We start from the raw sequence: 22,068 nt of genomic DNA on the forward strand, positions 1-22,068 counted from the left end.
CGTTCAAAACAAGGGCATGGGGGCTGTGGGCTGTTCCCACAGCCCACAGCAAACACCTGTTGTCCGCAGTGCGTTCTGGGCAACTGTGAAGAAATGAACCCGCTGCAGCCCCAGGCCCGCCTCTTCCGTCTGGTCCGCCACACCAACCCCACCGCGATCCTCGCCGAGGGCGTGGAGTGGTCCGACGGCACAGCCACCCTCCGCTGGCGCGGCCCGTGGCCCAGCACCGCCACCTGGGACGCCGGCATCCCCGCCCTGCTGGCCACCCACGCCCCCGACGCCCGCACCCAACTCCACTGGACCCCCGCACCCCTACCTCCGCCAACAGACCACACCACCCTCACAACCCCAACCCCCACCGTCTGGCTACCACCCCCAACCCCCGAAGGCCTCTGCACCCACTGCGGCCACCTCTGGCCCTGCCTGAACTGCGGTCCGTAGATGCCGTTGCGGGTGAGGCCTTCTGCCGATTGGAACTGTCTGCAGACTGCTGACGTGGCGGCTGATTCCCGACAGCGTCGGGTACCCGCCGTCGTGATGCGTTGACCGGGGGTTATGGAACGTCTCTACTAAATGGCTGTGCGATGGCTTGCGGTCGTTCTCAGCGCGGGCAACGGCTGCACCGCCCCGGCAGCCGTGCACGAGGCGCTCGACTGCCTGGTGAAGCCACGCGCCGTACCTCGCCTTCCATCCCTGGACTGGTCCGGCTCGCGCGCCGCCCCCGCGAGCCGGGCCGGAGCCTGTGGATTACCGATGTCTGTTGTAGGTCCGCGCTGGTATGAAGGAGGCATGACAGCGTCAACGACCCGTGCGGTGATCCTCACCGTGGACGACGATCCCGGCGTTTCCCGGTCGATAGCCCGTGACCTCCGCCGTCGGTACGGCGAGGCGAACCGCATCGTCCGGGCGGAGAGCCCGGCGCAGGCGCTCGACGCGCTGAAGGAGCTGAAGCTCCGCGGCGAGCCGGTCGCCCTGCTGCTCGCCGACTACCGGATGCCGCAGATGTCCGGCATCGAGTTCCTCGAGGCCGCGATGGACCTGTTCCCGCTGGCCCGCCGGGTGCTGCTGACGGCGTACGCCGACACCGACGCCGCGATCCAGGCGATCAACGTGGTCGACCTCGACCACTACCTGCTGAAGCCGTGGAACCCGCCGGAGGAGAAGCTGTATCCGGTGGTCGACGCGATGCTCGACCTGTGGAGGGCGACCCCGGAGCCGTCCGGCGACGAGACCCGGGTGATCGGCCACCGCTGGTCGGCGCCGTCGTTCGCGGCCCGCGACTTCCTCGCCCGGAACGCCGTGCCGTACCGCTGGCTCAACGTCGACGACGAGGAGGCCAGGCGGCTCCTGGACGCGGCCGACGTGGATGGTACGACGCTGCCGGTCGTGATCACACCTGACGCGAGCGTGATGATCGCGCCGTCCGAAGCCGAGCTGGCGGAGAAGGTCGGGCTGACCACCGCGCCGGCGAAGGACTTCTACGACCTGGTCGTGGTCGGCGGCGGCCCCGGCCGGCCTCGGGGCCGCGGTGTACGGCGCCAGCGAGGGCCTGCGGACTGTCCTCGTCGAGCAGTTGGCGACGGGCGGGCAGGCGGGGCAGTCGAGCCGTATCGAGAACTACCTCGGGTTCCCGGACGGGGTGTCCGGCGCGCAGCTCACCGACCGGGCGCGACGGCAGGCGGTCCGGTTCGGGGCCGAGCTGCTGACGACCCGGCAGGTGGTCGGGTTGGACACGCTCGGAAACGCGCGGCGGCTGGTGTTCGCGGACGGCAGCGAGATCTCGGCGCACTCGGTGATCCTGGCGACCGGCGTCTCGTACCGGACGCTCCAGGCGCCCGGCGTCGACGACCTGTGCGGCCGCGGCATCTACTACGGATCGGCCACCACCGAAGGGCCGGCGTGCGCCGGTTCGGAGGTCTACATCATCGGCGGGGCGAATTCCGCCGGGCAGGCCGCGGTCTATTTCGCCAGGCATGCGAAACGCGTGCATATGCTGGTAAGAGGACCATCGCTCACCGCGACGATGTCGTCGTACCTGATCGATCAGATCGACGAGATCGAGAACATCGAGGTGCACACCTGCACGCAGGTCGTTTCCTGCATGGGCTCGGAGCACCTGGAACATCTCACCCTGCTGAACAGCGAGACCGGGGAGAAGCGCGAGGTGGACACGGAGTGGATGTTCGTGTTCATCGGCGCGGCCCCGCGGACGGACTGGCTGCCCGGTGACCTGCTCCGCGACGAGCGTGGCTTCGTCCTCACCGGACCCGACCTGCACGGCAGACCGCCGGGCTGGGTGCTGGAGCGGGAGCCGTACCACTTGGAGACGAGCATGCCGGGCGTGTTCGCCGCGGGCGACGTACGGGCCGAATCGGTGAAGCGGGTCGCGTCAGCGGTCGGCGACGGGGCGATGGCCGTGACACTGGTGCACCGATACCTGGAGATGCTCTGATGACTGACCATGCTGTGGAGGCTGTGGAAGCTGTGGAACCGCGCCGGCTGACTCCTGACGACCTGCGCACGCTGTTCCTGTTCGAGAGCCTCAGCGACGAGCAGTTGCGGTGGCTCTCGGAGGCCGGGCACGTCGAGGAAGTGCACGACGGGATCGTGTTCAACGAGGGCGACGAGGCGACCTGCTGCTACGTCCTGCTCACCGGTGAGATCCGGCTCTGCAAGCTCTCCCACGGCGAGCTCGTGGAGATCAACCGGACCGGCCAGCGCGGGGTGTACTCCGGGGCGTTCAACGCGTTCTTCGGCGCCAACGACCACAAGTCGTACACCGCGACCATGCAGGTCACGCAGCCGTCGGAGTTCTTCGTGATCGGCGCCGAGACGATGGCGACGATGATGAACACCTGGTTCCCGATGGCGGTGCACCTGATCGAGGGCTTCGTGATGGGCATGCGCCGGACCAACGAGACGCTGGGGGAGCGCGAGCGGCTGCTCGCCCTCGGATCGCTGTCCGCGGGACTCACCCACGAGCTGAACAACCCGGCGGCCGCGGCGGTCCGGGCCGCGGCGACGCTGCGGCAGCGGGTCTCCGGGATGCGGTCGAAGCTGGCGATGCTCGCGGACGGTACGCTCGACGCGACCAAGCTGCACCAGATCGTCGCGTTGCAGGACGACGCGGTCGAGCGGCTGGACAAGAACAAGGACAAGGACATCCCGCCGATGGAGCTGTCCGACCGCGAGGACACGCTCACCGACTGGCTCGACGACCACGAAGTCCAGGCGAGCTGGGACGTGGCACCGGTGCTCGCCCAGGCAGGCCTCGACGTGCCGTGGATGGAGGAGGTGCTGACGGCCGTCGGCCCGAAGTACCTCGAAGGTGCTGTCCGGTGGCTGATGTACACGATCGACACCGAGTCGTTGATGAACGAGATCGACGACTCGGTCACCCGGATCTCGACACTCGTTGGTGCCGCCAAGCAGTACTCGCAGATCGACCGGGCGCCGTACCAGACCGTGGATCTGCGCGAGCTGCTCAAGTCGACGCTGGTGATGATGTCGGGCAAGCTCCAGGGGTACGAGATCGTCAAGGAGTTCGACCCGGAGCTGCCCGCGATCCCGGCGTACGCCGCGGAGCTCAACCAGGTGTGGACGAACATCATCGACAACGCGGTCAGCGCGATGGGCGGTTCCGGGACACTGACGATCCGCACCCGGCTGGACGGTGCGTACGCGGTGGTCGAGATCGGCGACACCGGGCCGGGCATCCCGGAGGAGATCCGGCGGCGGATCTTCGAGCCGTTCTTCACCACGAAGCCGATCGGCGAAGGGACCGGGCTCGGGCTGGACATCTCCTGGCGGATCGTGGTCAAGAAGCACCACGGAGACCTCCGCGTGGAGTCCGCGCCGGGCCGTACGGTCTTCAAGATCGTGCTCCCACTCGAGCCCGAACGAGAGCTGGAGTCGGATCCCGCGCTACTTGCTTAAGGCAACCAGCCGGTGATGGCGGTGACGACTGCCGGGTCCAGGTTTCCGGGGATCTGGTAGTCGGCCATCGTGGACGGGCCGGTGCCGGCGAAGAACACGTGGTTGTCCGCGTCCAGGACGGTGATCGTCGCGTTCGGGAGACCGGCGCGCCACGCGGGGAGGTCGTCGGCGACGGTCACCTGGTAGTCGCGACCGCCTTGCAGGACAAGGATCGGTACGTCGAGTTTCGCGGCCGTCGCGACCGGGTCGTACGCGCGCTGATCCAGCCAGAACGACGCCGGCATACCGAACGGCAGGTCCGACGACGGGGTGTCCGGGGTGACGGTGTCGGCCGCGATCGCCTGTCGTTCGAAGAGTGCGACGGCCTCGGGTGGGACGGCTTCGGGGTTGGCCCGGGCGAGGTGGCGCATGACGCGGACGGCCGCGTGCTGCATCGGCTGGGTGTCGCCGGCCATGATCACGACGCCCGCGACGAGCGGTTCCTCGGCGGCGAGCTGCGGAGCGATCTTGCCGCCCATGCTGTGCCCGGCGAGGAACACCTGGTCGACGTGTTCGGCGAGCAGGCGTACCGCGGCGATCCCGTGCGGGACGTACTCCGAGGTCATCGTGTACCCCGGCGCGGCCATCGCCTCGGGTCGGTTCGCGGTCACCTTGTCGAAGCGCAGTACCGCAACGCCTTGCGTGGCCAGGCCCCACGCGAGGTCCTTCATCGGCTTGTTGGGTCCGCTGGTCTCGTCGCGGTCGTAAGGACCACCGCCGGTCAGCAGGACTACGCCGCGGCCGGTCGGTTCCGTGGGCAGGGTCAACGTTCCGGGGACCGTGTGGCCGTCCGCGTCGAGGGTGATGTCGCGTTCGGTGAAGGTGGCCGGGTCGGCGTACGGCGGGGGAGTCCAGGGCGTCATCGCGATACCTTTCTCATTGTTTGAGAAAGGTAGCACGGCGTGAGATCGTTACGCCATGGGTCCGTTGGAACTGCTGGGGCATCCGGTGCGGTTGCGGATCGTGCACGCGTTGCGCGGCGGCCGCGAGCTGACGACCGCCGAGCTGGGGAAGCGGATCGCGGACGTGTCGAAGGCGACGCTGTACCGGCACGTCGAGCTGCTCGCCGAGGGCGGGGTCCTCGAGGTCGCGGAGGAACGGCGGGTTCGCGGCGCGGTCGAGCGACGTTTCCGGCTGCGGCAGGAGCGGGCCTCGATCACTCCCGAACAGCTCGAGCAGGTGACCGTCCAGGACCACCAGCGCGGGTTCGCGGCGGCGATGGCGGCGATGCTCGCGGAGTTCACGGCGTACACGGAACGCGACGGCGCGGACCCGATCGCCGACCTGGTCGGCTATCGGCAGCACGCCATCTGGTTGACGCAGGCGGAGCTTCACCAGCTGATCGAAGGCATGCGCGCCGCGATCCTGCCGGTCCTGTCGAACGAAGCGACCCCCGACCGTTCCCGCTACCTCCTCAGCCCGATCCTGTTCCCCACCGAAGGCGACAGCCCCTAGGTCACCCGCCGGGGCCCGACGGATGGTCCGGGGTGGTGGTCAGGCGGGGCAGGCTGCTCAGCGGAGGGCGGTGCCTTGGGCGTGGGTGAGGAGGGTGAGGTCTTCGCGGGTGGGGAGGGATTCCCAGTCGCCGTACGCCGTGACGCAGAACGCGCCGGAGGTCGTGGCGCGGTCGAGGCGGGCCTCGGGGGAGAGGTCGTCGAGGGTGGCGGACAGGTACCCGGAGACGAACGCGTCGCCGGCGCCGATGCTGTCGACGACCGTGACCGGGAGAGCGGGTCGGTGGATCGTGAGCACCTCGGCCGTTGACCCGCCCAGGGCCGCGTCGATCGCGGATGCGCTCCGCGCTGCGTCGGGTGTGGGGGTTGCGGTGGTCTTGGTGTGGGACCAGGCGCCCTTGGCGCCGGCTGTCACTACGACGGTTTGGACGGTGTTCAGCAGGTCGGCGATCGGGTCTTCGGCGTCGGTGAGCAGGTCGAGTTCGTCGTCGGAGGCGAACACGGTGTGGATGTGCGGGAGGAGTTCGCGGAGAGCGGTCGCGGCGTCGGCGCGGGACCAGAGGCGGGCGCGGTAGTTCACGTCGAGTGAGACCTGGGCGGTGGTTGTGCGTACGGCGGCCAGGGTCGCCGCTCGTGCCGTGTCCGAGAGCGCCGGGGTGATGCCCGTGATGTGGAGCAAGGTCGGAGACAGCGCGGTGATGGCGGCGGTGGTCTCGTCGGGGGTGAGGGTGGAGGCGGCGGATCCGCGGCGGTGGTAGCTGACCCGGGTGATGTCGTGCGACGGCTGGTCGAACGCGATGAACCCGGTGAACGCGTCGTCGGCGAACCGGACCCGGGCGTCGACGTTCTCGGCGCGGAGCGTGCGCTGGATCAGCCGGCCCGGTTCGTCGTTGCCGACGGCACTCAACCAGGTGACGTCGTGCCCGAGCCGGGCCACCCCGATCGCCACGTTGCTCTCGGAGCCGGCGATCGACAGCTGCGCGTCCCCGCCCAGCCGCATCGGCCGCCCGGTCCGCACCGAAACCATCGTCTCGCCAAGCGTCAGCAGATCTGTCATCTCACGTACTCCGAGGACTGAGGCGACCTGCGGGTCGCTGGGTGATGGGAGGTGCCGTCGGTCAGATGCCGAGTTCGGTGCGGAAGGTGCTGGCTCGGATCGACAGTTCTGCCAGCGGTCCGCCGGTGGCGGCGTCGCCCAGGAGCGGGGAGCCTACGCCTACCGCGAGGGCGCCGGCGGCGAGGTACTGCGGTGCGGACTGGGCGTCCACGCCGCCGACGGCGATCAGCGGTGCGTCGGGGAGTGGGGCGCGGAGTTCGGAGAGGTAGCCGGGACCGTGCAGTTTGGCGGGGAAGATCTTCACCGCGGTGGCGCCGAGGTCGAGGGCGGCGATCACCTCGGTGGGGGTGAGTGCGCCGCAGAGCAGCGGGACGCCGAGCTCGACCGAGCGGTGCGCGCCGCGGGTGATCGCGGGCGTGACGGAGAAGTCGGCGTGTGCGGCGGCGACCTGGTCGGCCTGGTCGGCGGTGACGACGGTGCCGGCCCCGATCAGGATGTGCGGGTCGTACAGCGAGCGCGCCTTCGCGATCGCCTCGACGCCGCCGGGGGTGGTGAGCGAGATCTCGAGTGCGGTGATGCCCGCCTCGATCAGGGTCTCGACGCAGTCGAGTGCGGTGTCCGCGCGGTCGGCGCGGATGATCGCGAGCAGTTTCCGGCTCCGGAGTTCGGCAAGCAGATCCATGGTCTCCAACCTATGTGATCGGGTTAGACATAGGACGTCCCATCATCTCTGGTGTGGACACCCGATCTGTGGCTAACTTTCCAAGTAGAAAACACGCCCTGTTGGTTACTTTCAGGAGGCATTCGCTCCGCGGACTGATCACCACCGGCGGGAACGCCGCCTCCGTGCAGACCACCAAGGCCTACGACGACAACGTCTGGGCGTTGACGTCGGCGGAGATCGACAGCATCCGCACCACCAACAGCACGTCGGTGCCCGACGCCGTACTCGATCTGCCGCTCGGGTGACATCAGACCGGCCTGGCGGACAGTACCAACCGCCAGGTCAGTTCGCCGCTCGCCGGGACCACTGCGGCGTCGTCGGGACCGGCCGCTGCCAGGTCGAACACCTTGCCGAGCATGGGCTCGACGCCGAGGCTTCGGTACGGTGCCTCGGCCGGGAAACCGCCCTGGTTGCGCCACACCGCGGTGGAGGTCGGTTGCCCCGGGCAACTCAGTGTCATGGTGAGTTCGGCGCCGCGGTCGCGGACCGAGACCGTCGGGCAGTCCACCAGAACCGCGCCGACCGCCGTACCGTCGGTGGGGCCGTACGTCGTGACCGCCGGCCAGGTGCTGGTGATCCACGGGCCGTCGTCGGGGTAGAGACGGCACTCGGAGCAGTCGGCCGTGATCGTTGCGCCGGGCACACAGTCGAGGAGTGCGTGCGCAGCCCACACGAACCGATAGCCCGGGACCGCCTGGAGGTGGTAGTCGACGGTCATGCTGTCATGGCCGGTCGAGAAGGTACGGGAGAGGGTTGCGCCGTCGTACGAGACCGACGGGCCCCAGCGCTGGTTCCAGAGGGCGCCGTGGTCAGGTGTGCCGCGGACGGTGGGGAAACACTCGTCCACCCCGCCCGCGTCGACGAAGGTCGTCATACCGGTACGGGCGCCGTCGACGAGCCCCGGCCCGTCCCACAACCACTCGCGTCCACCGAGCCGGAGCGACGTCCAGCGCCCCCCATCTGCAAGGTCTACCGCCACGGCAGCGGTCACCATTCTGCGAAGGAGCCGTCGTCGTGGGTCCAGAGCGGGTTGCGCCACGTGTGACCGGCGCGGTCCGCGGCCCGGACAGCGTCCTCGTCGACCGTGATTCCCAAGCCTGGCAGGGGATTCCACTCCGCGTGCCCGTCGACCCAGGTGAACGGTGCCGGATCCACGACGTACGACGTGAGGTCGCCTGTCACGTTGTAGTGGATGCCCCTGCTCTGCTCCTGGATGAGGAAGTTCGGCGTACTGAACGACACCTGCAACGAAGCCGCCAGCGAGATTGGGCCGAGCGGGCAGTGTGGGGCAAGGAGCGCGCCATGGGTGTCGGCCAGTACGGCGATTCGGCGGAGCTCGGAGATTCCGCCGGCATGGGAGACGTCTGGCTGGACGACCGCAACCCCCGCGTTCAACGGCGCCATGAAATCGGACCGGTGATACAGCCGCTCGCCGAGCGCTACCGGAACGGTCGAGGTCGCGACCACCTCGGGCAGATGCGCCATCTGTTCCGGCAGCACCGGTTCCTCGACGAACATCGGCTGCAGGCCCTCGACGGCCTGCAGGATGCGTCGCGCGCCGGCGACCCCGACCCGCCCGTGCAGGTCGATCGCGACATCGCGCGAGTCGCCAAGAACGGAACGAGCGGCGGACAGTCGCGTGACGATGTCGTTGATCTCGGCAACGGACGGCGACACCTGGAGTCGCCCGCCGGCATTCATCTTCACGGCCGTCATCCCCGCGGCGACCTGCTCGGCGACGGCCTCGCCGATCGAGGACGGCTCGTCGCCACCGACCCACGCGTACACGCGGACCCGATCCCGCACCCGCCCGCCGAGAAGCGCCGCGACCGGAGCGCCGTACACCTTGCCGGCGATGTCCCACAGCGCGTGGTCCAGGCCCGCGACCGCGCTGCTCAGCACCGGCCCGCCGCGGTAGAACCCGCCCTTCGTCAGCACCTGCCAGTGCCGCTCGATCTGCAGCGGATCCTGGCCGATCAGGTACTCCGCCAGTACGTCGATCGCCGCCCGGACGACCTCGGCACGACCCTCGACCACCGGCTCGCCCCACCCGACGACGCCGTCGCTCGTCTCGATCCGGCAGAACAGCCAGCGCGGCGGGACGAGGAACGTCTCGATCCGCTCGATCTTCACCGGCGCCCCTTACGAGACGAGCCGCGGACCTCGGTCAGGTCCTCGGCCGCCTTCGCCAGCAGTTCGCGCATCGCGAGCTCGGCGCCCTCCGGGTCGTGTGCGCGGACCGCGTCCACGACTCGCCGATGGCTCGGCACCGGGTCGTCGGACGGCTTGACCTTGTGCACGAGCCGGTCGCGGTCGGCGAGCCCGGTCTCCATGATCACTTCCATCTTGGTCAGCAGCTCGTTACCCGTTGCCGCGAGCAACGCCCGGTGGAAGGCGAGGTCGGCGACCACCGCGGCGAGGTCGTCGCCCGCGGACTCCATCGCCGCGAGCGCCGCCTCCAGGGCTGCCAGATGCGAGTCGTCACCTCGTACGGCGGCCAACCGGGCGGCGGCCGGCTCGACGATGCCGCGTACCTCGTGCAGCTCCTCGAGCAGTTCGGGGCGCGCGTCGGCGTCCTTGAAGTGCCAGCGGATCATGTCTGCGTCGAGCAGGTTCCAGTCCGCGCGCGGCCGGACGAACGTGCCGCGCTTCTGCCGCGCGTCGACCAGCCCCTTGGCGGTCAGCACCTTCAGTGCCTCGCGTACGGCGGTCAGGCTGACGCCGAGGTCGGCCTGCAGTTCGGTGACGCTGATGGTCGCCCCCTCCGGGATCGTCCCGGACAGAATCCGCTGTGCCATTTCCTCCACGATCTGTCCGTGCAACCCGCGCTGAATCCCCGTCACACTGCTCTCCCTCACGCCGAATCCTTCACAGCCGACCATCCGCCGTCGACCACCAGGCTGGTGGCGGTCACGAACGATGCCTCGGACGACAGCAGGAACGCCACCGCCTGTGCCACCTCGTCCGGCTGTCCGAGGCGTTTCAGCGCGGTCGCCTGGGCGCTGCGCTCGCGGGCCTCGGCGTCGACGCGGTCCCACAGCGCCGTCACGACCGGGCCCGGGAGCACGGTGTTCACGCGGATGTCCCGACCGTACTCGACGGCGAGCTGGCGTCCGAGCGAGACCAGTGCACCCTTCGTCGCGGCGTACGCCGGATGTCCGGGCAGCCCGGCGATCGCATGCACCGATGACACCAGTACGACGGAGCCGGCGCCCGCGACGAGGTCGTCGTACAGCGCCCGGAAACCGAGGAACGCGGCGGTCAGGTTGACGTCGAGCTGACGTTGCCAGGACGGCGGGGAGAGCTCGTGTGCCGGCTTCACGTCGATGACGACCGCGTTGCTGACCAGACCGTCGATCGGGCCGAGCTCGTCGCGGCCGCGGGACCGCACCTCCGCCCAAGTGTCCGGCGACGCGACGTCACCGACCACGGCGATCGCCCTGCCCGGCAGCTCCTTGCAGGGCCGGATGTCCACCTGCACGACCTGCGCGCCCTCGGCCAGCGCCCGTTCGGCGCACGCCGCACCGATCCCCGACGCGGCCCCGGTCACCGCGATCACCCGCCCAGCCAGCCGCACGCGCGCCTCCTCAGAGTCCAGTTAGGGCATCAGTTCACCGCGACGGCGCCGCCCGGTCAAGCGATTTGCTCGTAATTTACGAATTAATATTGACACCCGTGACGGGCCGCCGCAAGATCGTCCGCAACACACCACGTACTCGACTGGCACGCCGGTCGGGCAGAGCTCAGGAGTTCAGGCATGACGGGTCTGGCAGCGGATCGGCGGACATTCCTCAAGGGACTTGGACTGCTCGGGGCAGCGACCCTGGTTCCGGGGTGCGCGACTTCGGCGACGAGTCCCGGCAGCGGCGGTCCGGCGAGCGGTGAGGTGGCGCTGCAGTCGAACCTCTCCAGCGCGCAGGCCAAGGCCGCGATCGAGAAACTCGTTGCCGCCTACAACAAGACCGGTGGGTCCCAGGTCAAGCTGAACACGGTTGCCGCGGAGATCTTCCGGACCCAGCTGCCGACGTACCTGACCTCGGCGAACCCGCCGGACGTCTACACCTGGTACGCCGGTTCGGTCGCGGACTCGTACGCGAAGAAGGACCTGCTGCTCGACGTCTCGAGCGTCTGGGAATCGATGGGGAACTACTCGAAGGCGATGCAGACGCTGTCCACGAGCAGCGCCGGGCAGAAGATCTTCGTACCGACCAGCTACTACTGGTGGGGGATGTTCTACCGGAAGTCGAACTTCACCAAGTGGGGCGTGACGCCGCCGAAGACCTGGGCCGAGTTCGTTGCCGTCTGCAAAACCATTCAGGGCAAGGGGATCCCGCCGATCGGGATCGGGCTCGGGGACACGCCGTGGGTGGCGTCCGCGTGGTTCGACTACCTGAACATCCGGATCAACGGGGCGCCGTTCCACCGCAAACTGCTGGCCGGCCACGGCGACTTCACCGACCCGAAGGTGAAGGCGGTCTTCACCAAGTGGCGCGAGGTGCTGCCGTACTTCGACCCGAAGGGCAAGTCGTTCCCGTTCCAGGAGGCGACGTCGGCGCTGCTCGCGGGGAAGACCGGGATGTTCCTGATCGGCACGTTCTTCGCGGACTCGGCGCCGAAGGACGCGCTGGACGACATCGACTTCTTCCAGTTCCCGATCATCGACCCGGCGGTACCGGTCGCGGAGGAGGCTCCGACCGACGGGTACTTCGCGTCGAAGAAGGTGCGGGACCCGGACGGGGTGAAGAAGTTCCTGACCTGGCTGGCGACGGCGGAGGCGCAGGAGATCTACGTACAGAACTCCTCCGGTACGGCGATCCCGGCCAACCCAGCCGGCAAGGCGGTGGACTCGCCGCTGGTGAAAAAGGGCAAGGCGATGATCGAAGGTGCCGCCGAGATCACCCAGTTCTTCAACCGCGACTCGTCGGACGCCCTCCAGCCGACGGCGGACGCCGCCCTCACGAAGTTCCTCGACAAGCCCGACCAGATCGACCAGATCCTGAAGGACTGGCAGGCGGCCGCAACCAAGGTGTTCAAGGCGTGAGTTCCCCGGGAGATGCCGTGCTCTCGTCCGTGACCCGCCCGTCCCGCCTGCGGCGGGACGGGCGGGTGTCTCCTCTCATCCTGGCGTTTGTCTTGGTGCCGTTCGTCATCGAAGCGGTCTGGGTGTTCTGGCCGGCTCTGCAGGGGTTCTGGTTGGCTTTGACCAGTTGGGATGGATTGTCGGCGCCGCGGTTCGTCGGGTTCGGAAACTTTGCTGACATGGTGTCGGATCCGATCTTCCGGACGGCGCTCAAGAACACCGCGATCTGGTTGGTGCTGTTCGGTGGGTTGAGTGTGATCGGCGGGTTCGGGATGGCCTTGCTGCTGCAGAAGGAGCGGCGGGGTGTGGCGATCTACCGGGCGGCGTTGTTCACCCCGGTGGTGTTCTCGCTGGTGGTGACCGCGCTGATCTGGCGGGTCTTCTACCAGCCGGATGGACTTGTCGACACGGTGTTCCGGTCGGTTGGCCTGGGCAACTTCGTCCGGCCCTGGCTGGCCGACCCCGGCACCGCGCTGTACGCCGTGATCGTGCCGGCGCTGTGGCGTCAGATCGGGCACGTGATGGTCCTCTACCTGGCCGGCCTGAAAGCGGTCGATCCCGCGTTGTACGAGGCCGCGAAGGTCGACGGCGCCTCTGCCTGGCAGCGCACGCGGTACGTCACGATCCCGCAGCTCAAGGGCGTCAACTCCGTCGTACTCTCGGTGATCGTCATCGACTCGCTGCGGTCCTTCGACATCGTCTGGTCGATGACCAGAGGCGGCCCGTACCACTCGTCCGAGCTGCTCAGCACGTACATGTACTCGACCGCGTTCCAGTCCACGCAGCTCGGCTACGCGTCGGCGCTCGCGGTCGTGATCTTCCTGCTCGCCCTGGCCGTCATCCTCGGCTACCTGATCCGCGCGTTCCGGGAGGAATCGTGATCCGCCGAGTTGGCTTCCACGTGGCGATGGGGTTGATCTCGTTCCTCTGGGTCGCGCCGATCCTCTGGGTGATCGTGATCTCGTTCCGTTCGTTCGACGACGTCGCGGCGAACGGGCTCGGGTCGTTGCCGCACTCGTTCACGTTCTCGACGTACAAGTCGGCATGGCAGGACGCGGACGAGTTCCGGGCGCTGGTGAACAGCCTGCTGGTGACGATCCCGGCGGTGCTGCTGAGCCTCGGGCTCGCGTCGATCGCGGCGTACGGGCTGGCGCGGTACTCGATCCCGTTCCGCCGGACGATCCTGTTGCTGATGTTGATGGGCAACCTGTTGCCGCCGCAGATCCTGCTGATCCCGATCTCGCGGTTCGTGGAACTGATCGGGTACTACGACACCCTGATCGCACTGATCGCTGTCCATGTCGGCTTCGGGCTCGGGTTCTACACGTTCGTCCTGCACGGTTTCATGCGGGACCTGCCGCGGGAGATCCAGGAGGCGGCGACGATCGACGGCGCCGGGCCGGGGAAGATCTACTCGGCGGTGATCCTGCCGCTGACCCGTCCGGCGCTGGCCGCACTCGGGGCGCTGTCGTTCACCTGGATCTTCAACGATCTGCTGTGGTCGATCACGGTCATCCGGACCGGCGACAAGATGCCGGTGACGCCGGCCCTGCTCGGGTTGCAGGGGCTGTTCGTGTCGTCGTGGAACGTGATCGCTGCGGGGACGGTGATCGCGGCGGTACCTACTGTCGCGGTGTTCCTGCGGTTCCAGAAGCACTTCGTCGGCGGATTGGCGATCGGGGCGGTCAAGTGAGGACTTGGACGTTGCGCGGTACGACGACGTCGTACGTGGTCGGTGTTCCGGAGCATGGTCGGTGGGCGCAGCTGGTTGCCTGGGCGCCGGGGGACGGGGGTGCACCGGTCGAGGTCGTCGGGACGGAGCACTTCGTGCCGCGGGCAGACGTGGAGCCGTTGGAGTATGCCGTCCGCGGGGTCCGTTACACGTCGCCGGTCGAGTTGGTGGTGAGCGGACTGGACGGGTCCGACGAACTCCGCCCACTCTTCACCGAAGTCTTTGAATCCGCAGACGAACTGCAGTTGGTGTTTGTGGACGAGGTTCGGCTCGTACTGCACTACCGGATGGTCGGGGACGTGGTGGAGCGGTGGGTCTCGGTAGCGAACGAGGGGACTGATCAGCTGGTGCTGCATCGGCACGACTCGGCCGCGTTCGTGGTGCCGGTGGGGAACACCGTGAAGTACTTGTGGGGCGAGTGGAACAGCGAGTTTCAGCAGGCCTCTGTGACGTTGCCGCGGGGGCGGTTCGTGATCGGGAGTTCGCAGGGGATCACGGGGCATACGTACTCACCGTTCCTCGCGACGGACGGGGACGTTACGTACGGCGTACAGCTGGCATGGTCCGGGTCGTGGGAGATGTCCGCGGAGGTGGACACGACCGGACTGCTCCGTATTCAGGCCGGGCGTACCGCTTCGAGTCTGGGCCTACGGCTCGGTCCGGGGGAGACGTGGGTGTCGCCAAAGGCCGTCGGTACATGTAGTGCTGAGGGGGCTGACGGGTTGGCACGGGTCTTTCACTCGTACGAACGCGGCCTGTCGCGCGGGCGGACGCCGCACGTGTTGTACAACTCGTGGTTCGCGACCGAGTTCGACATCCGCGCGGAGCATCAGCTCGAGTTGGCGCGGCGGGCGGCGGGGATCGGTGTCGAGACGTTCGTGGTGGACGACGGGTGGTTCGTCGGGCGGTCGGACGACACCGGCGGGTTGGGCGACTGGGAGGTGGATCCGGCGAAGTTTCCCGGCGGGCTGGACGGGTTCATTTCGGATCTCCGCGGGCTGGGGCTCGGCTTCGGGTTGTGGATCGAGCCGGAGTCGGTCAGTCCGCGATCCCGGCTGGCGGTCGAGCATCCGGAGTGGATTCTGCGTACGGCGGGGCGGGAGCCGGTGCTGATCCGGAATCAGTTGCTGCTCGATCTGAGCCGGGACGATGTCGCGGAGTTCGTGTGGGGGACGCTCGACCGGTTGCTGTCGGCGTACGACATCACGTATTTGAAGTGGGATGCGAATCGGCCCAGGCTTGACGCGGGGGATGTGCGGCGCGATGTCGACGGACTGGTGGTGGCGAATCTCTACTCCGTTCTGGATCGCCTGAGAGTCCAGCACCCTGGTGTTTATGTGGAGGGCTGCGCGGGTGGTGGGGCGCGGGTCGACCTGGGGATGGTTGCACGCGTCGACACGCTGTGGCCGAGTGACAACACGGCCCCGTTGGATCGGCTCAGGATTCAGGAAGGGTTTCGGACCGGGTTCGCGCCACAGCTGATGAGCTCGTGGGTGACCGACGCCGTCGGCACTCACGACGGCCGCGAGCGTTCGCTCGACTTCCGGTTTCGCGTTGCGATGGCGGGTGTGCTCGGGATCGGGGCGGACCTGTCCCGGTGGACCGATGACCAGTTGCGGATCGCTGCCCGGCACATCGCGCAGTACAAGGGATTCCGGGATCTTGTTGCTAACGGCAACGTCTACGGGTTGACGCACGGAGTGCAGTACGTGGGGGACCGGCGGTCCGTGGTGCTCTTGTGGGAGACCGGTGACGGCAACGTGCGCGGCACCTTGCCGACCCGGCCGCGACGGGTTCCGTTGGCGGGGCTGGATCCGGCCAAGAACTACCGGGTGGGTGACCAGACTTACCCGGGCAGCTATCTGCTGCAGGTCGGGATCGCGTTCGACGACACCGTGGACTCGCTCTGCGTCGCTGTCGAAGCACTCGACTGACCGTCCGCTCGAAGGAAGGCAAGGGATGAAACGACTGCTGGGCGGTGTACTCGCGGCGGCCTTGACGGTCGGCGCGCTCGCCGCCACCAGCACCGGAGCCGTGGCGGCTCAGGCCACGGCTCCGGTGCTCAGCCCGACCCCGTACATGGGGTGGAACACCTACTACGGACTCGGCGGCGACTTCACCGAGGACACGATCAGGTCGGTCGCGGACTCGCTGGTGAGCCGCGGCCTCGCGAAGGCCGGGTACGACATCGTCTGGCTGGACGGCGGCTGGCAGGCCGACCAGTCCCGCAGCGCCGCCGGCGACCTGGTCCCCAACCCGGCCAAGTTCCCGCACGGACTGAAGCCGCTCGTCGACTACATCCACGGCAAGGGCCTTCGCGCGGGGATCTACACGGATGCCGGTCCGTACATCCCCGGCCGCTGCGGGCTCGGCAGCGGTGGTCACTACCAGCACGACGCGGACACGTTCGCCGCCTGGGGTTTCGACGCGGTCAAGGTCGACTACCTGTGCGGGATCGCGGCGGACCTCGACCCGAAGACGGCGTACACCGAGTTCGCCCAGGCGCTGCGCGACAACGCGAGTCACCGGCCGATGATCTTCAACCTGTGCAACCCGGTGACGTCGCCGGACTGGGGCAACTACCCCGACTCGCAGCAGTCGATCAACTCGTGGTCGTACGCGCCGGGGATCGCGCAGTCCTGGCGTACGTACACCGACGTGGGGTTCCAGGGCGACATCAAGTTCAAGGACGTACTGCGGAACTACGACGCGAACGCGCGGCACCCGGAGGTGGTCAGGCCCGGTGCGTTCAGCGACCCGGACTACCTGGCGCCGGAGCTCGGGATGACCGACGAGGAGTTCCGTACGCAGCTCACGTTGTGGGCGGTCGCGGCCGCGCCGCTGGTGATCGGCAGCGACGTACGAAAGCTCAGCGCGACCACCGTCGGGATGCTGACCGATCCCGAGGTGATCGCCATCAACCAGGACAAGGCTGCTGTCCAAGCAGTACGTGTCGGAGCAGCCGGTACGACGGAGACGTGGGTGAAGCGGCTCGCCGACGGCAGCCGCGCCGTCGTACTGCTCAACCGTGGTGACAGCGCGCAGACGCTGACGACCACCGCGTCGGCGGTCGGGCTGTCCGGGGAACGGTTCACACTGAAGAACGCGTGGACCGGCAAGGTGACCGAGAGCGGCGGCGTGATCAGCGCGGCGGTTCCGGCGCACGGTACGGCGTTGTTCCGGGTCGCGGCGGCCCGTGGCGCCCCGGGCGCTCCGCACGTGACGGCGGGCATCCCGCAGGTGACGAAGGTCGGCACCGACGCCCAGCCGGCGGACGCGGCACCGGTCGTTGCCGGAGGCGACGAACTGACCGTGCAGGTTGCCGTGCGCAATGATGGCGTGCGGCCGGTGTTCGAGCCGGCGGTGACTGTTGCCGGAGGCACCGGGTGGACGGTGCGGGCATTGTCGAAGGCGCCGCGGCTGATCGAGGGCGGTGGGCAGGCGACGTTCGCGTTCACGGTCAGGCTCCCCGCCGGCGCCCCACCCGGCACGGCGAGTCTGACCGCGACGACGACATACCAAACCGTTCGGTATGGAGAGCAGCGGCAGACGACTGTGCTCACGCCGGTGGTCGTCGCGCCCGCGCCGCCGAGTGGGATCGTGCCGTTGTCGCATCATCAGTGGATCACGGCGACGAGCGGGTGGATGTCGCCGACCGTCGACGAGAGCGTGGGCGGTGGCAATCCGATCAAGCTCACCGGTACGACGTACCCCACCGGGATCGGGGTCGCCTCGCCGTCACTGATCCGGTACTACGTCGGCAAGGCGTGCTCGCGTCTGACCGGCACTGTCGGCATCGATGACGTGGTCAGCAACGTCGGTCCGGAGGGCGGTACCTCGACGTTCCAGGTTGTCGGCGACGGCAAGGTCCTGTTCGACAGCGGCATTGTCGACCGCTTCACGCCGAAGCAGTTCGACGTCGACCTGACCGGCGTACGCGTCCTCGACCTCCTCGTCGGCGACGCCGGCGACGGCGGCTACAACGACCGCGCCGACTGGGCAGCACCTACCGCCACCTGCTGACGACCTGAGCGGACCGGGCGCGGATCGCCAGGCCATCACAATCACCGCCTCCGGAGGACGGCCCGCGGGGACCGGTCCCAGGCGGGCGATTGTGATGGCCTGCAGATCCGGACTCCGGACGTGTGGCACTCACCAACTGCCCGTGGACCCTCGGGCCCACGCTCGACAGGGTGTCGGCGACGCCCCGTCCGTGGAGTTGGTGAGTGGCACGGGTCCGCAGTTCCTACTTCCAGTCCACCTCGGTCGACTGCAGCCAGGTCCAGGTGCGGTTACGCCAGGTGGGGGACTGGCGGGCGAGGCGGGCGGCGTACTCGGGCCAGTTGGTGGGGGTTTGGTGGGACCAGGCCTTTTCGGCGAGGCCGGGGATGCGGGGGAGGAGCAGGAGTTCGAGGTCGTCGGAGTTGGTGATGGTTTCGCACCAGATCGCGGCCTCGACGCCGGCGATCTGGTCGGGGTCGACGAGGGCGGCCGGGTCCCAGGAGACGCCGTGTTCGATGGAGGCGGCGCCGTAGAACTCGAGGCCTAGGCGTTCGCGGGCCTTTTCCTGTTCGGGGTCCGCGGATACGTCGGCGTGTGGGCGGTCGAAGTACAGCCAGGTGACGGGGGAGACGATCAGCTTCGCGCCTTGTTCGAGGGCTTTCGGGGCGTCGTGCTTCGCCTTGCGGAGGGCTTCGACCAGGACCGGGAGGAGTTCCTCGGGTGGGGTCGGGGCGTCGGGGTTGTCGGCCATCGTGTCGATGTCGAGGTCCAGCCAGTACTGGACGACGTCGGCGGGGTCGAGCTTCGCGCGGGCGATCTCCTGCCAGCCGACGACCCGCTTGCCGCGCTGCCTGACGAGTGCGGATGCCTTTTCCACGAACGCGGCGTGGTCCTCGTCGGACATGCCCCAGGTCTCGTCGCCGCCGATGTGTACGTACGCACTGCCGGGGAATTGCGGGATGATCGCGTCCAGCACGTCCTCGACGAAGGTCCAGGTCTCGTCGCGCGCCGGATCCAGCGTGCCGAGGTGGAGCTTGTCGCCGTTGCCGAGCTCGACCGTCTTCGGGTCGGCGGGGGCGAGCTCCGGGTAGGCCTTGAAGACGGCTGCGGTGTGGCCGGGCATGTCGATCTCGGGGACGATGGTGATGTAGCGGTCGGCTGCGTAGGCGACGAGGTCGGCGAGTTCGGCCTGGGTGTAGTAGCCGCCGGGGCGGTCGCCGATCGCGCCGGTTGCTCCTACTTCGGTGAGCGCTGGGCGGGACGGGACCTCCACCCGCCAGCCTTGGTCGTCGGTGAGGTGCAGGTGGAGGACGTTGAGCTTGTACAGGTCGAGCATGTCGATGATGCGACGTACTTCGTCCGGCCCGTGGAACGTGCGTACGACGTCCAACGACAACCCGCGCCACGCGAACCGCGGCCCGTCGACGAACCGAGCAGCCGGGAGCACCGCAGTACCGTCCTGCAGATGCTCCGACACCAACTGCCGAAGAGACGTCAGCCCCCGGTGCACTGCTTCAGCTGTAGACCCCCACACCCGAACCCCGTCGGCGGAAACCTCCAACCCGTAACGCTCATCCGCCTCTGCACCGGCGCCTCCGGCGCTTGCGGGAGGCGCCGTACCCGCGGTTGGTGCGCCGTCGGCTCGCACGCCGACGGCTGGTGGTACGTCGTCTGTCGGGGCGAGTTCTACGGTGATGCCTGTGGTGCCGGTGAGGGTTAGGCCGGTGTCTTGTGCGAGGGCTTGGACGAAGCGGGCTACCGGGCCGGCGAGTTCGGGTGGGGTGGTGATGCCGGTGGTTGCGGTGAGAGTGAAGGTGCCGGCGCCGGGGATGGTGGTCGTGGGTGCAGGGATCATTCCACGAGTTTGCGGCAATACAGGACGTCCGGGGTACCACTTGAACCTACTCAGGTGGTGAACCCGGCCCCGGCGACGTACTCGTCGTCCGCGCACTGCCCCCAACGACTGCGACGTACCAGCGCACAGTACTGATGAGACGCGGGCTCCCCGCACGCTGTAGCCGATCAGGTAGAAGCCCGGCGAGCCTGAGTTCGGCGAACCCGGCGACGATGTCCGGCCGATGCTCTTCATCGGGCCGCCCAGGCGGCTCGGAGGAGCACTGCTGGAGGTCATGGTCGAGGTGACGCCGCCTCGGGATCTGCACAGATTTCATGTGATGATCGCCAGGCCCAAACACCTCGAGCGACTTGAGGAGGACAAGTGACTGACAAGGACTATGAGGGCGCGGCCGAGTGGGCCGAGCACGACCTGAGCTTGCCGACGAACTCGAGGACCAGCCTTCGCGGTGCGGACGCCGCCGACTTCGGTCGAGAGCTGGTCGAGCGCTCTCGGGGAGGACGGCCGTCGATCGATCCCGAGGCGGCACCGGGAGAGAAGTCGCCGGTGCGCCAGGTGCGACTTCCGCGCGCTCTCGACGCTGATCTGGAAGCGTTCGCGAGCAGTCGCAAGCGCAAGCCGAGCGAGATCATGCGTGAGGCCCTGAGCGAATACCTCGAGAGCCACAGAAAAGCCGGCTGACTCCAGTCGGCTCGACAGCCGTCCCGGGTACAGGCGTTTCACAGACACGGCGCCGAGCATCGCGTCGGTCGGGCGAGGGACGCGGCAGCACGATCTTCGGGCGCTGGGACGAGATGCTCAGTGGGCTCGGTGCTGGGCTGCTAGCTGCTTGAGGTACGTCGCGCTGGCTTTGGGGGTTCGTTGCTGGGTCTCGTAGTTGACGCGGACTATGCCGAAGCGTTTGGCGTAGCCGTAGGCCCATTCGAAGTTGTCGAGGAGGGACCAGGCGAGGTAGCCGCGGATGTCGGCGCCCTGGGTGATGGCGTTGGCGACCGCGGTGAGGTGGGAGGTGAAGTACGCCGTACGGTCGGTGTCGTCGACGTAGTCGTCGGCGTCGGGGACGTCCTCGAAGGCGGAGCCGTTCTCGGTGATGACCATCGGGAGGCCGGGGTAGTCGCGGTGGATGCTCAGCAGCAGTTCGGTGAAGCCCTCGGGGACGATCTCCCAGTCCATCGCGGTGCGGGGTTTGCCGAGCGGTACGTCGCGGCTCACCGGGTTGCCATCGGCGTCGGTCGTGCTGCCGTCCTCGGCGTACCCGGTGAACTTCTGGCTGAAGTAGTAGTTGACGCCGAGTACGTCGATGGGGGACGAGATGATCTCCAGGTCGCCGTCGGCAACGGGTAGCGTCACGCCCTCGCGGGCCAGGTCCGCCACCACGTCGGCGGGGTAGTGACCGTGGACCAGCGGGTCGAGGTAGATGCGGCGGCCCATCCCGTCTGCGCGCCGAGCGGCGTCGACGTCCGGTGCGGCGTCCGAAGCCGGGTACGCCGTGGCGACGTTGAGCGTGATGCCGATCTCGAGCTTGCGCGGTGACGCCTCCCGCATCTGAGAAGTCGCCAGCCCGTGCCCGAGCAGCAGATGATGTACGGCGGCCAGCGCCGCCGGGTACTCGCGCCGCCCCGGCGCATGCATGCTGTACGCGTATCCCAGCATCGCCGAGCACCACGGCTCGTTCAGGGTGGTCCAGGTGTCGACCCGGTCCTTCAACGCGTCGAACACCAGCATCGCGTACTCCGCGAACCGGTACGCAGTGTCCCGTACCGGCCAGCCGCCCGCGTCCTCCAGCTCCTGCGGCAGGTCCCAGTGGTACAGCGTCACCCACGGGTCGATGCCCTGGGCAAGCAGCTCGTCGACCAGCTTGTCGTAGAAGCCGATGCCGGCCGGGTTCACCGGGCCCTTGCCGCGCGGCTGCACTCGCGGCCAGGCGACCGAGAATCTGTACGTGTCCAGGCCGAGGTCCTTGATCAGGGCGACGTCCGCCGGCATCCGATGGTAGTGGTCGCAGGCGACGTCGCCGGTGTCGGCGTTGTCGATCGCGCCGGGTACCTGGCAGAACGTGTCCCAGATGGAGGGGGTGCGGCCGTCGTCGTTCACGGCGCCTTCGATCTGGTACGCGGAGGTGGCGACGCCCCAGCGGAATCCGGTCGGGAGTTCCGCGATCAGGGCCTCGGGAGTGGTGCTCATAGGTG

21 protein-coding genes and 1 pseudogene are annotated in these 22,068 nt (G+C 68.3%); 12 read left to right on the top strand and 10 right to left on the bottom strand.

Annotation, left to right across the window (positions count from 1 at the left end; genetic code table 11):
- The first annotated feature begins 93 nt into the window (after nucleotides 1-93).
- Nucleotides 94-441 carry a hypothetical protein gene (locus tag JOF29_RS08070; RefSeq protein ID WP_209693598.1) on the top strand — a complete coding sequence of 116 codons (348 nt, stop codon included), beginning with the start codon at nucleotides 94-96 and terminating at the stop codon, nucleotides 439-441.
- A gap of 348 nt (nucleotides 442-789) precedes the next feature.
- A pseudogene (locus JOF29_RS42795) lies at nucleotides 790-1,095 on the top strand (response regulator); the annotation flags it as partial.
- Between the two features lie 32 nt (nucleotides 1,096-1,127).
- On the opposite strand, the gene JOF29_RS42800 reads toward JOF29_RS42795, so the two are convergent.
- Nucleotides 1,128-1,460 carry a hypothetical protein gene (locus tag JOF29_RS42800; protein WP_245357493.1) on the bottom strand — a complete coding sequence of 111 codons (333 nt, stop codon included), beginning with the start codon at nucleotides 1,458-1,460 and terminating at the stop codon, nucleotides 1,128-1,130.
- Nucleotides 1,461-1,528: 68 nt separating this feature from the next.
- On the opposite strand from JOF29_RS42800, the gene JOF29_RS42805 reads away from it, so the two are divergent.
- A complete protein-coding gene (locus tag JOF29_RS42805; protein ID WP_307863206.1) occupies nucleotides 1,529-2,452 on the top strand; it encodes an NAD(P)/FAD-dependent oxidoreductase in 924 nt (307 codons plus the stop codon).
- Nucleotides 2,452-3,936: an ATP-binding protein gene (locus JOF29_RS44375; protein ID WP_209693599.1), complete on the top strand. Its 1,485-nt coding sequence runs from the start codon at nucleotides 2,452-2,454 to the stop codon at nucleotides 3,934-3,936. Before JOF29_RS42805 ends, JOF29_RS44375 begins: the two co-directional genes overlap by 1 nt.
- Here the strand turns inward: JOF29_RS44375 and JOF29_RS08085 are convergent.
- Nucleotides 3,933-4,838, bottom strand: a complete 906-nt coding sequence (locus JOF29_RS08085) for an alpha/beta hydrolase family protein (RefSeq protein ID WP_209693600.1) — start codon at nucleotides 4,836-4,838, stop codon at nucleotides 3,933-3,935. The genes JOF29_RS44375 and JOF29_RS08085 overlap by 4 nt on opposite strands.
- Nucleotides 4,839-4,893: 55 nt before the next feature.
- On the opposite strand from JOF29_RS08085, the gene JOF29_RS08090 reads away from it, so the two are divergent.
- On the top strand, nucleotides 4,894-5,430 hold the full coding sequence (locus tag JOF29_RS08090; RefSeq protein WP_209693601.1) for a helix-turn-helix domain-containing protein: 537 nt from the start codon (nucleotides 4,894-4,896) through the stop codon (nucleotides 5,428-5,430).
- 57 nt (nucleotides 5,431-5,487) lie between these two features.
- On the opposite strand, the gene JOF29_RS08095 is transcribed toward JOF29_RS08090, so the two are convergent.
- Both JOF29_RS08095 and JOF29_RS08100 read right to left on the bottom strand, forming a co-directional pair.
- Nucleotides 5,488-6,486 (bottom strand): sugar kinase, encoded by a 999-nt coding sequence (locus JOF29_RS08095; RefSeq protein WP_209693602.1) that lies wholly within the window; start codon nucleotides 6,484-6,486, stop codon nucleotides 5,488-5,490.
- A 61-nt stretch (nucleotides 6,487-6,547) separates the two neighbouring features.
- Nucleotides 6,548-7,168 carry a bifunctional 4-hydroxy-2-oxoglutarate aldolase/2-dehydro-3-deoxy-phosphogluconate aldolase gene (locus JOF29_RS08100; RefSeq protein WP_209693603.1) on the bottom strand — a complete coding sequence of 207 codons (621 nt, stop codon included), beginning with the start codon at nucleotides 7,166-7,168 and terminating at the stop codon, nucleotides 6,548-6,550.
- A gap of 101 nt (nucleotides 7,169-7,269) precedes the next feature.
- Here JOF29_RS08100 and JOF29_RS08105 point away from each other — a divergent pair, with 101 nt between their 5' ends.
- Complete coding sequence (locus JOF29_RS08105; RefSeq protein WP_209693604.1) at nucleotides 7,270-7,455, top strand: hypothetical protein; 186 nt, start codon at nucleotides 7,270-7,272, stop codon at nucleotides 7,453-7,455.
- 2 nt (nucleotides 7,456-7,457) lie between these two features.
- Here the strand turns inward: JOF29_RS08105 and JOF29_RS08110 are convergent, their stop codons facing one another.
- The 4 genes from JOF29_RS08110 to JOF29_RS08125 are packed head-to-tail and all read right to left on the bottom strand — an operon-like array spanning nucleotide 7,458 to nucleotide 10,787.
- Nucleotides 7,458-8,189, bottom strand: a complete 732-nt coding sequence (locus JOF29_RS08110) for a hypothetical protein (RefSeq protein ID WP_209693605.1) — start codon at nucleotides 8,187-8,189, stop codon at nucleotides 7,458-7,460.
- Between the two features lie 8 nt (nucleotides 8,190-8,197).
- Nucleotides 8,198-9,343, bottom strand: coding sequence for a galactonate dehydratase (dgoD, locus tag JOF29_RS08115; protein WP_209693606.1), 1,146 nt, complete (start codon nucleotides 9,341-9,343; stop codon nucleotides 8,198-8,200).
- The gene (locus JOF29_RS08120; RefSeq protein WP_281067217.1) at nucleotides 9,340-10,092 is read right to left on the bottom strand and encodes a FadR/GntR family transcriptional regulator; all 753 of its coding nucleotides are present in this window, start codon (nucleotides 10,090-10,092) and stop codon (nucleotides 9,340-9,342) included. Before JOF29_RS08120 ends, dgoD begins: the two co-directional genes overlap by 4 nt.
- The gene (locus JOF29_RS08125) at nucleotides 10,065-10,787 is read right to left on the bottom strand and encodes an SDR family NAD(P)-dependent oxidoreductase (protein WP_209693607.1); all 723 of its coding nucleotides are present in this window, start codon (nucleotides 10,785-10,787) and stop codon (nucleotides 10,065-10,067) included. Before JOF29_RS08125 ends, JOF29_RS08120 begins: the two co-directional genes overlap by 28 nt.
- Before the next feature lie 180 nt (nucleotides 10,788-10,967).
- On the opposite strand from JOF29_RS08125, the gene JOF29_RS08130 reads away from it, so the two are divergent.
- From JOF29_RS08130 to JOF29_RS08150, 5 genes are read left to right on the top strand one after another with little or no spacing between them, the layout of a single operon-like run.
- Entirely contained in the window at nucleotides 10,968-12,251 is a 1,284-nt protein-coding gene (locus JOF29_RS08130) for an ABC transporter substrate-binding protein (protein WP_209693608.1), read from the top strand.
- Nucleotides 12,248-13,171, top strand: a complete 924-nt coding sequence (locus tag JOF29_RS08135; protein ID WP_307863207.1) for a carbohydrate ABC transporter permease — start codon at nucleotides 12,248-12,250, stop codon at nucleotides 13,169-13,171. The genes JOF29_RS08130 and JOF29_RS08135 overlap by 4 nt, the downstream gene beginning before the upstream one ends.
- Nucleotides 13,168-13,983: a carbohydrate ABC transporter permease gene (locus JOF29_RS08140; protein WP_209693609.1), complete on the top strand. Its 816-nt coding sequence runs from the start codon at nucleotides 13,168-13,170 to the stop codon at nucleotides 13,981-13,983. Before JOF29_RS08135 ends, JOF29_RS08140 begins: the two co-directional genes overlap by 4 nt.
- Nucleotides 13,980-15,956 carry an alpha-galactosidase gene (locus JOF29_RS08145; protein WP_209693610.1) on the top strand — a complete coding sequence of 659 codons (1,977 nt, stop codon included), beginning with the start codon at nucleotides 13,980-13,982 and terminating at the stop codon, nucleotides 15,954-15,956. The genes JOF29_RS08140 and JOF29_RS08145 overlap by 4 nt, the downstream gene beginning before the upstream one ends.
- A 25-nt stretch (nucleotides 15,957-15,981) precedes the next feature.
- Nucleotides 15,982-18,045, top strand: coding sequence for an NPCBM/NEW2 domain-containing protein (locus JOF29_RS08150; RefSeq protein ID WP_209693611.1), 2,064 nt, complete (start codon nucleotides 15,982-15,984; stop codon nucleotides 18,043-18,045).
- A 223-nt stretch (nucleotides 18,046-18,268) separates the two neighbouring features.
- Here the strand turns inward: JOF29_RS08150 and JOF29_RS08155 are convergent, their stop codons facing one another.
- Nucleotides 18,269-19,879, bottom strand: coding sequence for a beta-N-acetylhexosaminidase (locus tag JOF29_RS08155; RefSeq protein WP_209693612.1), 1,611 nt, complete (start codon nucleotides 19,877-19,879; stop codon nucleotides 18,269-18,271).
- A gap of 363 nt (nucleotides 19,880-20,242) precedes the next feature.
- On the opposite strand from JOF29_RS08155, the gene JOF29_RS42820 reads away from it, so the two are divergent.
- The gene (locus JOF29_RS42820; protein WP_245357495.1) at nucleotides 20,243-20,560 is read left to right on the top strand and encodes a CopG family transcriptional regulator; all 318 of its coding nucleotides are present in this window, start codon (nucleotides 20,243-20,245) and stop codon (nucleotides 20,558-20,560) included.
- Between the two features lie 117 nt (nucleotides 20,561-20,677).
- Here JOF29_RS42820 and JOF29_RS08165 read toward each other — a convergent pair whose 3' ends face one another.
- Nucleotides 20,678-22,063 carry a GH1 family beta-glucosidase gene (locus JOF29_RS08165; RefSeq protein WP_209693613.1) on the bottom strand — a complete coding sequence of 462 codons (1,386 nt, stop codon included), beginning with the start codon at nucleotides 22,061-22,063 and terminating at the stop codon, nucleotides 20,678-20,680.
- Nucleotides 22,064-22,068: the final 5 nt, after the last annotated feature.

It is taken from the genome of Kribbella aluminosa (genome assembly GCF_017876295.1).
Classification (GTDB): Bacteria; Actinomycetota; Actinomycetes; order Propionibacteriales; family Kribbellaceae; genus Kribbella; species Kribbella aluminosa.